The organism is Paenarthrobacter sp. YJN-5 (genome assembly GCF_015040095.1).
Classification (GTDB): Bacteria; Actinomycetota; Actinomycetes; order Actinomycetales; family Micrococcaceae; genus Arthrobacter; species Arthrobacter ureafaciens.
Map to the genome: position 1 here is coordinate 170,954 of NZ_CP053545.1, position 11,035 is coordinate 181,988.

The following is an 11,035-nucleotide window of genomic DNA, read 5'->3' on the forward strand; positions in this document are numbered from 1 at the left end:
TTCCGGAAAATCGTGTCAGGCGGGGGACTCCACCCCACGCGGCGGTTTTTTCGGAAGTTCACTCCCGTGAGGTTTCGAACCCTCCGTAACGCATTGAAACGGGCCTGCGTCATGATCACATCTGTGACTACACGAACATGCTTTGAACTGGGTCTGTTCTCTAGCTTGGGCTGAAAGCCAAAGAGGAGGAGCACGTGCCAACCAGCAAAAAGAGAAAGAAGAAGCCTGCCAAGGTGAGAACCCAGAGGGTGTGGATCGACGAACCGCTGCCCGAGGACAGCTTCGACCCGGAACTCGCGGCAACCCTGTCCGCACGTGGATGGGTCCAGGAAGACGGTCCGGGGAACGAATACTGGACCTACACTGCGTCTTCTGAAATGCCGGGGGATCCGGATGGCGATAACCCGGAGTTGACCAGCATCATGCTCGATTTGAGGAACCGTGATCCATACATTGTCGCCCCTCCAAGTCATGACTCGCGGGAAGCGCCATATGAACGCAAATACGACGACCGGGCGGGAATTCTGGCGGACCTGGATGAGATTGAATCATGGCGGGCTCCTGACGGAAATCGGAGCGAAACGGCTTGGGAGCTGGCGGAGCTGCGGAGAATCGGCACTTTGACGACAGCGCAGCTCATTCGAAGCCTTTCAACTTTTCCCTACCTCCCGTCGGGACATGCTGTCGTCGAAAACGGTCGGCACATCGGTGACGGCACAGTGCGTGACCTGTGCATGGCCGAGGACGACGGCATACTGACCAGCGACGAGGTCAGCGAGGTCTTGGACAAAGCTTTCCGAGGTTTCGAAGGAAAGGAACATCACGCCGGCCATGGAGCGCCCCGTATGGCCTCCCGTCTGACGTAACCGAGCATACGTGGAGCACGTACAGTCATGCCGCACACATAAGCAGCATGACTGTACGTGCCTCCGAATCCACGGTCGACATCAAGATCGGCACCCCGCTAAGGTCCAACATCCTGCTGACCCTGGGCAACTTCATCGAAGCGGTCTGGCCGGGGGCGCAATTGGTCACCAACGAGGACAAGTTCACCAAGCAGGTGATTTTCCGTATCGACCCTGCCGCCCGAACGGACGTTGACGACGATGAGGCCGCGGACATGTTCGTCGCGCCCGATGAGTTCGACGTGGACGTCCTGACGATGGGACCGGAGGGTGTCCAGACACTGACCCCGGAAATCATCGGCGCCAATTTCCTTCCGGTGATCAAAGAGGCCTTCGAGAAGAACCCCGAGGCGGAGAACTACCTCGAGTTCACCCTGATCGACAAGGAAGACCACCACCGCTACCTGCTGACTTTCTGCCGCTCCGCACAGCAGACACCCCACGAGCTGCGGATGGCTGCCGAGCAGAAGCTGGAGGACGCCCGCGGCAAGATCCACCGCGAATACGCGGCAACGATCTACGCACTGCTGGGTCACCCTCGCGGCGGCCGGCCCGACACCTACGAGGACGGCCTCAAGGCCGCCCTGGACGCAGTCCGCCAGCTTGGCTTCCCGTACACGGGCTATTCGGACGGCGAGGACTGATGTCCGAACCGCCTGTTGATGGCACCGATCCGCCCCTGACCTGCAGGGAACTGCGGCGCCGGGAAGAGGCCGCACGTGCTCCGCAGCCGGCGCCGGAAAGCTGCCAGGAGCAACTGCCGCCCCGGCACCCGAACCGGCTCCAGCGCCGGTCCCAGCCCCGCGCAGTTTCCCTCGGGCCGCTGCGATCAAGCACGAACTGGGCCACGTCGTCGGGCTCGGCCATGTGGCTGACCCGACCCAGCTGATGGCAGCGACCATTACCGACGGCGTCCACGATTTCGCTGCCGGCGACCTCACCGGTCTGGCCATGCTTGGGACCGCCCAATGCCGTCCAACCCTCTAGGGAAATCTGCAGAGGGCAAGCCCGGCCGCCGCACACATGGTTGAGCATGAGCACGCTACCCGACACTTTCATGTACCGCCGCCCGGTCCAGCACCGCGTCACGATCCTGGACACCGACAACGACATCCACTACTTCACCCACACCACCGACAACTACCCGGACTCCAACGGCCTGTACCGCAGAGACCGTAAGGACTTCACCCGCGACGACATCCCGCTGCGCGGCTCCTACTTCATCGAAGAACTCGACGACGACGGGGAACGCAGCGGGCGCTTCAGCGTACTGACCCCGGAGGAGTTCAAGGAAAAGCTCACCGAGCACGAGGAGCCGTACTTCGAGTACGGGGTCCAGTACATCCCGCGGCCCCGCGACGTCGTCTCCCATGGCGGCAACCTGGAGCACGCGAGGGCAGCGCTGAAAGCCATGCCCGTCCTGGCTGGTTCCGGAGAATACGGCATCGTCCGGCGGATCGCCACAGAGCCTGGTCCGTGGGAGCGCGTCGAGTAACACCACGCCCCGCAACGGCCCCAATGCCGCTGCGGGGCCCAGTTTGGGCGCTCTGCGCAGGGGCTCAGGTCCTGCCGCACACATGACTGCCATGAAACGAACCCCTGTTTACGTCACTGTCCGAGAAGACCACACCACGGCCATCGAGGGCCGGGCGGAATTCCCCATCGACGGCGACGCACTGCACGACCGTGCCACGCTTCGGAAACGCGCCGAGGACCGCATCGTCTCTGATCCTGTGCTGCTGGCTACGGCCCGCACCTGGCTCGGAAAGCCCCTTGACCCGTCCGACCCGCCACTTACGCCGGCCCAGGTCGCCCAGAGCATCACCGCCTTGTTCACCGGCGGGGCGGGGCGCTTCGTCGCCGTCGCCCCGACCCTGCAGAAAGGCCAGTCAGCCGCATGATCACCAAGTTCCGCACCTACCGCAACCAGATCGCCGCCGACGGGGTCAAGCCACTGACCTTCACCGAATGGCTCCTGGGCCGCATCGCCGGCCGGCTCGAAGTCCGGGCAGCCACCATGGCCAGCAAGCGCGGCGACCACCAATCCCTGAACCATGCACTCCTTGCGCTCTGGGCCGGAAACCAGCGCGGCCACGCCCACCTGGCCGCGTCCCTGCCGCCGGCGGAGCTCAACTTGGCCATCAAGGAAGACCGCCTCCGGCTCGTCGTCGAAGCCGGAGGCTAACCGGCCGGGGAGGGCAAGCACCTGTCCCGCACACATGACAGGCACCCCCAGCACTACCGACCCAAGGAGCGCACCATGCAGGCAGCCATCATCCCGGCCGACCCCACGAAGCCAATCCGCTTCGAAGACATCGACCCCGCCGAGGCGCTGCACGGGCTCGTCGGCGGAGACTTCCAGCTGGTTGGCCTGCGCCCATATTCGATGAACATGTACGTCAACGAAAACGGCAAGCTCGAGCGCCTGCCATTCAATCTGCGCGCCACCGTGCTCTGCAATTGGGCAGAGGCGATCCGCACCGACGACTACATCAGCGGGGACGCCGTCGTGCTCGGACCGATCAACGACGACGAAGGCGAAGACACGGGACTGGCTGACATCCAGATCTCCTGGCTGGAACGCTTCGAGTCCGAGCATTCAGCCCGGAACCGCGCGGGGGGCTAACAATGGCCTTCGCCGGCGCCCTGGCCGCGGTCCGAATGTCCATGGTCAACCAGCAGAAACGCACCTGTCCCATCTGCCGCCGCACCGTCTTGCACCGGGAGGACCATCGCACCGACCCGTCGGGGCAGAAGACCTACACTGACTGCGAGGAAAACACTCTGTGACTTCGATCCTGTACCGCAACCTCAGGCCGGAGCAGGAAGAGCTGATCGCCGACCTCACCGAACGGTATGCGAACCAGAAAGTCCGCTTCGACACCGGGTTCGTCGGAAGCATCCCAGTGCAGGCATACGGGCGCATCGGCCGGCAGTACTTCTACTTCCGGTTCCGAGGCGACTCGGCATCCCTGACCCTTGGCCTGGCCGACCTCCGCAGGTCCGCCAGCCGGGCCAAGCATGCCCGCCGCAAAGCGCTCCGGGAGCTGCGCCGCGGACGGGCGGAAGACAACTTCATGTCCTTCATGCTGAAACGCGACCTGCGCCGGGACACCTCCCTGGACCGGCATCCATCTCGGCCTGTCTGGTATGCCGTCATCCATGACGTCACCGGCGACGAATGGGCGGGCGAGCTCGAACCGGAGGACTCGGCCGGCCTCTTCGTCCAGCTCATGGACCAGCTGCGGCGGGTGCCCTACAGGAAGACCAGGGACCGGTCCTTCACGGCCCTGCGGCGCGGGTCATACACGCCGCCGGCGAACTGGAAACAGGGAATCATCCGCAAGCCGTCCAGGCGACGCCGGTAGGAGCAGACCCGTCGGGTCAGTGACGTCCGCTCAGGCGAGGACGGTCTTCTCGACCTTCCACTGCGTCAGGCGGGGGTAGACCCAGAAGCTGTAGATGCCCAACGTCACGACGCACAGGAGGAACCATTTGACCCACAACCCGAAGATGCCCCAGCCGGTTCCGATGAACTGCAGTTGGCGGCCCTGGAGGTAGGTGTTCTTGGCCCGCCAGCGTTCGACGAGAACTACAGCGAACGGGTAGCAGATGCCGAGGGTGCAAACCGTGACGATGAGGCCCAGGATCTGGGTGCCGAACCATGAGCCTGCGCCTCCGCGGAACTGGTAAAGCTGCACGCCCGGGACCGGTCCGCCCGGGACGGCCAGTGCGCCAGGGGTCTGGGACGGCATCATTGCCTGCCCGTACGCCTGCGGTTGCGCGTTGTCCATGAACTGCTCGTTGTTGGTGCTCATTGGATTCCCCCAAAGTGTGATGCGACGCGTGAACAGATTGAACTGTAAAGCAATTCGGACCCCGGCGTCTGAATCCGTCCAATAATGACTTCGAGCCGACGCCCCGTGTCCCCAACCGGTGAGCCCCGGGGCGGGCGCCGCACACATGAGGCCCATGACCTCACTGCGTGATGAAGCCCGGAACCCCAACACTTCACGGGAGCGCCTGCACGAACTGGCCCATCAGCCCGGCGACCGCGGCCAGCACGACTCGGACGCCGGCTGGTGCCGGGAGTACGTCGCCGCAAACCCGAACGTTGGTCTGGCGACCCTGCAGGAATTGGCCGCCGACATGGACGACGTCATGGCCCGCCGCAACGCCGCCAACAACCCGGTCCTGGATAACCAGACCCTGTGGATGATGATCGAAGACATCGACGACCTCACTGCCGACGCTGCACGGGAACGGCTCGGCCTGGCCCCGAAGCCACGGCCCAACACAGCCCTTCGTGCCGTTCGCATCCCGGTGATCGACGTGAAGACCGGACGGGTGACCAAACCGTGAGCGGGGGAGCGTTCGGCTACGCCTATGAGGTCGGCACCCTGAAATACCTGTGGATTGATAAGAGCGGGATCGAGGGCATCGTTCCAGCCGGTGGGGAGTTCCCCGTGCCGGCGTCTGGCTGACCAACCACTCCCGGAAGATCAGGCGGGGACCTTTCTACCCGGTGCCCCACACATGGTGGCCATGGAACCCTACCGCGTCATCACCGACTACAACGACTTCATCTGGCTGCCCATCAACTCGATCGTCTGCCCGGTCGGCCAGCCCAGTCGGGCGTACCGCAAAGCCTGGTCCAACATCTTCACCACTTTCGAATCCCCACTGGAGACCGACGAACAGGAGACCTGGAAGATCCTGACCTTGCACTGCCCAACGGACGCTCCTGAACTCTGGGTGCTGTGGGACGCCGGGGCGAAGAAGCACGCGCTGCCCAAGCAGGGTGCCTTCGTCACGGTGGTCCCCTCACGGTCACCGCGGCGAAAAGCTCACACCGGCCTTGGCTACGCCAAGTCGGCGATTACGGGAAGGCTCTACAGTGGCGTTGCCAAGGAGGACATGTCCATCCTGCAGCTGGACCCCGCCACCAGCCAGTACGTCACCCTCCACGACATCCCCAAGGGGACCCTCAAATCCCAGCTGCCCTGGTAGCGGAAGGAAAATCATGCAACCTGCCCGCACCGTCCACTCAGAAGCCGAGCTCGAGGCTGTCGCGACCGACTCGCTCGTATCCGCCGCCTACGGCCTTCGCTACATCTATGAGAAGTCCGGGCCCAACGAGTGGGTCGAGCCCGGCTCGGAGGAGACCTTCACCACCGCCGGAGTCTGGGAGTTCCTGACCGGGTCCTACGAAACCCTCGTCCTGGATGAGGACCGCGAAGTGTGGGTGCTGATTGATGCCGCGGCACCCGGGCCGGTCAGGCCTCCCCGGCCCGTCGGCTCACCGGACTACGCCACCCGCATCCAGCTCCGCAGCAACGACATCGTGGCCCATCACACCCTCGAAGAGGCGCAGCAGGCGATTGAGGACGCCGTCGGTACCGGCGTCACGGTCGGGCACACGAACATCTGGCACCGGGCCAGGGACGCCTACGATTTCCGACCCTCCGTTTACATCGCCCCGGGTACGCCCGTCCCGGATTTTCCCTGGAAGTCAGGCGCAGCCGCTACGCTGTGATCCACAGCTACCGCTGTGCCACGAGACGGAGGACTGCCATGACGCACTGCCCCGATGAAGCGATCCGCTACAGCCGCGGCGACCTGCTTCAAGCCCTGGCCGAGTCCCTTGGAACCGGACCAGATGACGACCGGATCGTTGACGCCTACGACCAGATCATCAGCGAGTGGTCTCTGTCCGCCAACGATCCGGCCGCGGAGTATGACCGCTTCTTCCAGGACGGCCCGGTGGCGTCGCACATCGACCTCGTGGCAGTCCAATCATGGGCCAAGGGGCGGGTCCTGATCTAACCCGGCCAACGGTCTGAAACTGTAGCGAAAATCACCCTCGGACATGCCCCGAACGTAACTTTTCGGACGCCTTATCCCGGGGTTTTCATGGCGGGTTTGCCGGGCTGGCGTGTTAATCAGGGAAAGGGTGCTCTGAGCTGGGAAAATAGTGGTTGTCGAGACCGTTATTTGCCGAGCGAGGGAGCACCCTTTCGATGCAAAAGTCTACCTTCGTTTTCCCGTCCCTGCCGGTCAGTTTCACCGGCCAGTCGCTGATCTCCCACGCCGGGGTTTCGGTGCTCACGGGCTTCATGGACGCCCTTGGTTTCGGCAGGCTGTGCGAGGACAGACTTGGCCAGTTCGTTCCCTCCGGCGCCCGGCATCGCCCGGGCAAACTGCTCGGTTCCCTGGCAGCGATGCTCGCCGCCGGAGGAGAACACGCCTCGGATCTGGACATCCTGCGTTCCTCGCCCGGGATCTTCGGGCAGGTGCCCTCGAACGCGACCGTGTCACGGTTCTTCGAGCGCACCGTGACCAACCCGGAACTGTTCGGCTACGGGTTCGAGACCCTCACCAGGGAACTGCGCACCCGGGCCTGGAACGCCGCCGGGGCAAGGAATCCGGCCTTGTCCGCGACGGCCGCGGACCCACTCATCATCGACATCGACGCGACCCTGGTGACCTCACATTCCGATAAGGAAAACGTCGCCGGCACCTACAAAGGCGGCTACGGCTTCGCCCCTTTCATCGCCACCGTCGATTACGGCACCGGCAACGGATCCGGGGAAATCCTCGCCGCGCTCCTGCGCCCGGGCAACGCCGGAGCCAACAGCGCCGAGGACCACATCCGGACCTTCCACACCGCTGTTGCCCAACTGCCGGAGAGCTTCTTTACCCAGTCCGGGGCCCTGGCCGGGGAGAAGGTGCTGGTCCGCACCGACAGTGCCGGGGCCTCACGAAAGTTCCTCTGGCACCTGCACAGCCTCGGGGTGCAGTTCTCCACCAGCTACACCCTCCCGTTCGGCAAGGCCCACATGGTCGACTGGATCAGCGACAAGCAGTACTGGCAGCCGGCCCTGGACCAGCACGGGGCCGACCGCACCGATGCGTGGGTCATCAACGCCACCGAGATCATCCCGCTCACCGATTACCCGCCGGGCACCAACCTCTACCTGCGGGCAGAGCCGCTGCACCCCGGAGCACAGCCGACCCTGCTCGATGCCGACGGGCACCGGATCACCGCGCTGTTGACCAACTCCCCGCGCTGGCACGGCCCGTTCCTGGACGCCAGGCACCGCGCCCGGGGCCGGTGTGAGAACCGGATCAAAACCCTGAAAAGCACCGGACTTGGCAAGCTCCCGTTCTTCGATTTCGCCGCGAACCAGGCCTGGGCGAACATCGCCGCCCTGGCTTTCAACGCGGTCTCCTGGCTCCAGCTCGCCGCGCTCCCGGACGGCCATCACGCCAAGACCTGGGACATCAAACGCTGGCGCTACCGGCTCTTCGCGACCGCCGGGAAAATCATCACCCGCGCCCGCCGCAACCAGCTGCTCCTGCCCGAATCAGCGCCGGAGAAAGACCTTCTGAAACTGCTCCTGGAGAACACCAGCCACCTTAGACAAGTTCAGCCTGCCGCCTCAGGCTGAGCAGGCACTGACCCACCCCGACAACCAGCCCCATCACCGGAAGTGGAACCGGCGCCGAACCAGGCGAACCAACAGGCCACACCCGACTGCCCGAAAACAGAAAACAACCGCAGATCAACAGCCGGCACCAACCCGCAAACATCCCAGCCCCTCATGAAAAATCGAGGTTATCAACGCATGTTTGTAGGTATGACCCCTCGCTCTGACCACCGCTTCTTCCTGCCCCGGCACGGGCTGGTTTTCGAGGCGTCCTGGCGGCGTCCGGCACGTACTGTGCGCAGCTGGGTGAGGGCCCACCTGCATGCCCTTGCTTTCGGCGGACCGATCCCCGGAAGCCCGGAACATGACGTGGACCCCGTGGCGTTGACCGCGGCGGTTGAACTGTTGGAAGAGCAGGACATTGACGCTGCCGCCATGGCATTCACAGATCTGGGCTACGTTGTGCAGGTCCACGCGCCCCGGTGAGCGGGATGGCCGTTGCCGCACACATGGCGGCCATGCCTGAACAGAATCTGAAGCCTGTCACCCCGGGCCGCCTGAACAAGCCCGCCTGGTACCGCACCCGCACCGCAGAAACCGGGCCGGAGACCAAGAACGACGACGGCACCGTCACCACTGACGTCTACCTGGATGGTGAACACATCGGCTCCGTCAAGGGCGGTGCCAGGAACAAGACGGTCCGCGAATGGGCGCCAAACCGCATCGGCAACGGCGTACGGCAGCACGGAACTGCCCGCTTCCAGGCCATCGACGCGCTCGTCCGCACGTACCTGACCGAGCTGGACCAGCACCCCATAGCCCACCTGCCTGCCGCGGCCTGAACGAGGCCGGCGGAGAGCCGCAGCCTGTCCTCCGCACACATGAGGTCCATAGAACCCAGACCCTTTCCCGGAGGACCTCATGAGCACCAAAATCTACAACGGCTACCGGCTCACCGAAGGCACCGATCCGTTCGAGTTCGTGGCCCGGCTCCGCACCGTAATGGACCCTGCCCGTGACTCCGCCGACGCGAAACTGCTCGCCAGCCTCTACGTCCGCGCAATCGACAGCCCATGGTTCCGCGGCGAGCCGATCCAGGAGGGAGCAGGTTACGCCGCCTGGCGGGAGTGGAGGAAGGAACAGGACTCCATGGGCAAGATGGACCGCCGGCATGACCCGAACGAATTCGGGGTCGAGATCGGCCTGGACGAGGTTACCGGACGCCACCTGCTTCTGCTCATTTCCTACAACCGGGACCTGACTGACGCCTTCACGGAGATCGACGGCATCGAGGAATACGGCTACTGGAACAACACAGACGATTACCCCGACGGCGTCACCGAAGCCGACTGGGAGGAGCGCAAGGCTGCCTGGAACCGGGTCATCCCGCGAGGCGGCTATACCAACCTGCTCACCTTCAATCTCCGCCCTGCCTACGATGGCGGCGTTCGCCGGCTTCTCGGCATCGACGGCGAGGACACGTCCTCTGTGTTCGCTTCCGTCCCCACGGACGCTGCGCGGGCACGGGACGCCGGCGGGAACGCCTACATGTCCTACCTCTGCCGCGAACACAGCATCGACGTCATGGATGCCGTGAACTTCGTCGGCTTCGGGCGCTCGGCACGGCTTAGCCTCGTTATCGACGTCGCTGCCGCCTACCTGCCTGAGATCACTCCGGAGCTGGTCAAGGAAGGGTCGCACAGCGCTGTCATCGACCCAGCCTACGCGGAGGCGATGAGAACCGCCTGCGAGGAGCTCTACGAACTCGATAAGGAACGACTGCACCGGTGAGCACGAAAATCCACAACGGTTACCGGCTCGCCGCCGGAACGAACCTGTTCGACTTCACCCGGCGTGTCCGCACGGTCATCGACCCGATCCGCGACGACCTCGACGCGGCCCTGCTGGCCAAGCTCTTCGCCAGCGCAGTGGACACTTGCTGGCTCAAGGGAGAAGGGATCCCGCCCACGCTCTCCCTCATCGCCTTTAGCCGATGGGAGGACGGCCAAGCGAAGCTCAAGGATGAGAGTCGGGAGAAAGATCCGCATCGTTTCGAAATGTGCCTGGGCGAAGATCCCGGCACGGGCCGCATCCTCATCCGGCTGCACGCGGACCAGCAGGTCATGGTGGATGCCTTCGAGGCCATGGACGATGTTGAGCGGTATTCCTACTGGGACAACGACGACGAACCCAAGGGCGTCTCCCCTGAGCAGTGGTTCGAGCGCAGGGCTGCCTGGGACCGGGTGATGCCCGACTATTCGGCGCCGGCTGAGTCCATGCTGACCTTCACCCTGCGCAGCCGCAGCAACCCACGCACCATGATGCTCTGCGCTCTTGACGGTGGCGAGAGCGACCCGGTCCTGGCCAAGGTGCCTGGCCGGGTGGAACGGGCCATGAACGTTGCACGGACCCGCTACCTGCACCTGTTGGTGAACACCCACGAAGTTGATGCGCTGGCTGCGTACCGACACGGCCTGACAGGACGGGTCACGGACGAGCTGGCGGCGATCGCGGCCCTTGTCGAACCGCACCTGTGGAAGATCGACCGCGAGCTGCTCGTGAACGGCGACCTGGAAGGCACCTCCGATCCGGCGGTCGCGGCCGCCGTGGACGCTGCCTGCGCCACCCTGTTTGAAGCCGAAAAGGCAGGCCTCCCTGTACCCGGCAAGGCCTGACCGAGGCCGTCAACGCATGTTTATG

At 64.4% G+C, this 11,035-nt stretch carries 18 protein-coding genes; 17 read left to right on the forward strand and 1 reads right to left on the reverse strand.

The window, feature by feature from the left end:
• Nucleotides 1–194 precede the first annotated feature (194 nt).
• From HMI59_RS22290 to HMI59_RS22325, 8 genes are all read left to right on the forward strand, one after another.
• The gene (locus tag HMI59_RS22290) at nt 195–866 is read left to right on the forward strand and encodes a hypothetical protein (protein ID WP_193594289.1); all 672 of its coding nucleotides are present in this window, start codon (nt 195–197) and stop codon (nt 864–866) included.
• A gap of 47 nt (nt 867–913) precedes the next feature.
• The gene (locus HMI59_RS22295; protein WP_193594291.1) at nt 914–1,549 is read left to right on the forward strand and encodes a hypothetical protein; all 636 of its coding nucleotides are present in this window, start codon (nt 914–916) and stop codon (nt 1,547–1,549) included.
• A complete protein-coding gene (locus HMI59_RS22300; RefSeq protein WP_193594293.1) occupies nt 1,549–1,794 on the forward strand; it encodes a hypothetical protein in 246 nt (81 codons plus the stop codon). The genes HMI59_RS22295 and HMI59_RS22300 overlap by 1 nt, the downstream gene beginning before the upstream one ends.
• 144 nt (nt 1,795–1,938) lie before the next feature.
• Nucleotides 1,939–2,400 carry a hypothetical protein gene (locus tag HMI59_RS22305; RefSeq protein ID WP_193594294.1) on the forward strand — a complete coding sequence of 154 codons (462 nt, stop codon included), beginning with the start codon at nt 1,939–1,941 and terminating at the stop codon, nt 2,398–2,400.
• A gap of 91 nt (nt 2,401–2,491) precedes the next feature.
• Nucleotides 2,492–2,806, forward strand: coding sequence for a hypothetical protein (locus tag HMI59_RS22310; RefSeq protein WP_227471715.1), 315 nt, complete (start codon nt 2,492–2,494; stop codon nt 2,804–2,806).
• Entirely contained in the window at nt 2,803–3,090 is a 288-nt protein-coding gene (locus tag HMI59_RS22315) for a hypothetical protein (protein ID WP_193594297.1), read from the forward strand. Before HMI59_RS22310 ends, HMI59_RS22315 begins: the two co-directional genes overlap by 4 nt.
• Before the next feature lie 75 nt (nt 3,091–3,165).
• Nucleotides 3,166–3,531 carry a DUF3846 domain-containing protein gene (locus tag HMI59_RS22320; RefSeq protein ID WP_193594299.1) on the forward strand — a complete coding sequence of 122 codons (366 nt, stop codon included), beginning with the start codon at nt 3,166–3,168 and terminating at the stop codon, nt 3,529–3,531.
• A gap of 160 nt (nt 3,532–3,691) precedes the next feature.
• Nucleotides 3,692–4,273: a hypothetical protein gene (locus HMI59_RS22325; protein WP_193594300.1), complete on the forward strand. Its 582-nt coding sequence runs from the start codon at nt 3,692–3,694 to the stop codon at nt 4,271–4,273.
• A 30-nt stretch (nt 4,274–4,303) separates the two neighbouring features.
• On the opposite strand, the gene HMI59_RS22330 is transcribed toward HMI59_RS22325, so the two are convergent.
• The gene (locus HMI59_RS22330; protein WP_193594302.1) at nt 4,304–4,723 is read right to left on the reverse strand and encodes a DUF898 family protein; all 420 of its coding nucleotides are present in this window, start codon (nt 4,721–4,723) and stop codon (nt 4,304–4,306) included.
• A 154-nt stretch (nt 4,724–4,877) separates the two neighbouring features.
• Here HMI59_RS22330 and HMI59_RS22335 point away from each other — a divergent pair, with 154 nt between their 5' ends.
• From HMI59_RS22335 to HMI59_RS22375, 9 genes are all read left to right on the forward strand, one after another.
• A complete protein-coding gene (locus HMI59_RS22335; protein WP_227471716.1) occupies nt 4,878–5,267 on the forward strand; it encodes a hypothetical protein in 390 nt (129 codons plus the stop codon).
• Between the two features lie 183 nt (nt 5,268–5,450).
• Nucleotides 5,451–5,915 carry a hypothetical protein gene (locus HMI59_RS22340; protein ID WP_193594304.1) on the forward strand — a complete coding sequence of 155 codons (465 nt, stop codon included), beginning with the start codon at nt 5,451–5,453 and terminating at the stop codon, nt 5,913–5,915.
• 13 nt (nt 5,916–5,928) lie between these two features.
• Nucleotides 5,929–6,441: a hypothetical protein gene (locus HMI59_RS22345; protein WP_193594305.1), complete on the forward strand. Its 513-nt coding sequence runs from the start codon at nt 5,929–5,931 to the stop codon at nt 6,439–6,441.
• Between the two features lie 38 nt (nt 6,442–6,479).
• Nucleotides 6,480–6,731 (forward strand): hypothetical protein, encoded by a 252-nt coding sequence (locus tag HMI59_RS22350; protein WP_193594306.1) that lies wholly within the window; start codon nt 6,480–6,482, stop codon nt 6,729–6,731.
• 194 nt (nt 6,732–6,925) lie between these two features.
• Nucleotides 6,926–8,356, forward strand: coding sequence for an IS1380 family transposase (locus HMI59_RS22355; protein ID WP_193592311.1), 1,431 nt, complete (start codon nt 6,926–6,928; stop codon nt 8,354–8,356).
• 189 nt (nt 8,357–8,545) lie between these two features.
• On the forward strand, nt 8,546–8,821 hold the full coding sequence (locus HMI59_RS22360) for a hypothetical protein (RefSeq protein ID WP_227471717.1): 276 nt from the start codon (nt 8,546–8,548) through the stop codon (nt 8,819–8,821).
• A 32-nt stretch (nt 8,822–8,853) separates the two neighbouring features.
• On the forward strand, nt 8,854–9,177 hold the full coding sequence (locus HMI59_RS22365) for a hypothetical protein (protein WP_193594308.1): 324 nt from the start codon (nt 8,854–8,856) through the stop codon (nt 9,175–9,177).
• 79 nt (nt 9,178–9,256) lie between these two features.
• Nucleotides 9,257–10,126, forward strand: a complete 870-nt coding sequence (locus tag HMI59_RS22370; RefSeq protein ID WP_193594309.1) for a hypothetical protein — start codon at nt 9,257–9,259, stop codon at nt 10,124–10,126.
• Complete coding sequence (locus HMI59_RS22375; RefSeq protein ID WP_193594310.1) at nt 10,123–11,010, forward strand: hypothetical protein; 888 nt, start codon at nt 10,123–10,125, stop codon at nt 11,008–11,010. The genes HMI59_RS22370 and HMI59_RS22375 overlap by 4 nt, the downstream gene beginning before the upstream one ends.
• Nucleotides 11,011–11,035: the final 25 nt, after the last annotated feature.

Coding starts and splice junctions, on each gene's coding strand:
- HMI59_RS22305 (WP_193594294.1), top strand. CDS start 1,939: ATGAGCACGCTACCCGACACTTTCATGTACCGCCGCCCGGTCCAGCAC.
- HMI59_RS22370 (WP_193594309.1), top strand. CDS start 9,257: ATGAGCACCAAAATCTACAACGGCTACCGGCTCACCGAAGGCACCGAT.
- HMI59_RS22365 (WP_193594308.1), top strand. CDS start 8,854: ATGCCTGAACAGAATCTGAAGCCTGTCACCCCGGGCCGCCTGAACAAG.
- HMI59_RS22340 (WP_193594304.1), top strand. CDS start 5,451: ATGGAACCCTACCGCGTCATCACCGACTACAACGACTTCATCTGGCTG.
- HMI59_RS22360 (WP_227471717.1), top strand. CDS start 8,546: ATGACCCCTCGCTCTGACCACCGCTTCTTCCTGCCCCGGCACGGGCTG.
- HMI59_RS22350 (WP_193594306.1), top strand. CDS start 6,480: ATGACGCACTGCCCCGATGAAGCGATCCGCTACAGCCGCGGCGACCTG.
- HMI59_RS22345 (WP_193594305.1), top strand. CDS start 5,929: ATGCAACCTGCCCGCACCGTCCACTCAGAAGCCGAGCTCGAGGCTGTC.
- HMI59_RS22300 (WP_193594293.1), top strand. CDS start 1,549: ATGTCCGAACCGCCTGTTGATGGCACCGATCCGCCCCTGACCTGCAGG.
- HMI59_RS22330 (WP_193594302.1), bottom strand. CDS start 4,723: ATGAGCACCAACAACGAGCAGTTCATGGACAACGCGCAACCGCAGGCG.
- HMI59_RS22310 (WP_227471715.1), top strand. CDS start 2,492: ATGAAACGAACCCCTGTTTACGTCACTGTCCGAGAAGACCACACCACG.
- HMI59_RS22315 (WP_193594297.1), top strand. CDS start 2,803: ATGATCACCAAGTTCCGCACCTACCGCAACCAGATCGCCGCCGACGGG.
- HMI59_RS22320 (WP_193594299.1), top strand. CDS start 3,166: ATGCAGGCAGCCATCATCCCGGCCGACCCCACGAAGCCAATCCGCTTC.
- HMI59_RS22335 (WP_227471716.1), top strand. CDS start 4,878: ATGACCTCACTGCGTGATGAAGCCCGGAACCCCAACACTTCACGGGAG.
- HMI59_RS22355 (WP_193592311.1), top strand. CDS start 6,926: ATGCAAAAGTCTACCTTCGTTTTCCCGTCCCTGCCGGTCAGTTTCACC.
- HMI59_RS22295 (WP_193594291.1), top strand. CDS start 914: ATGACTGTACGTGCCTCCGAATCCACGGTCGACATCAAGATCGGCACC.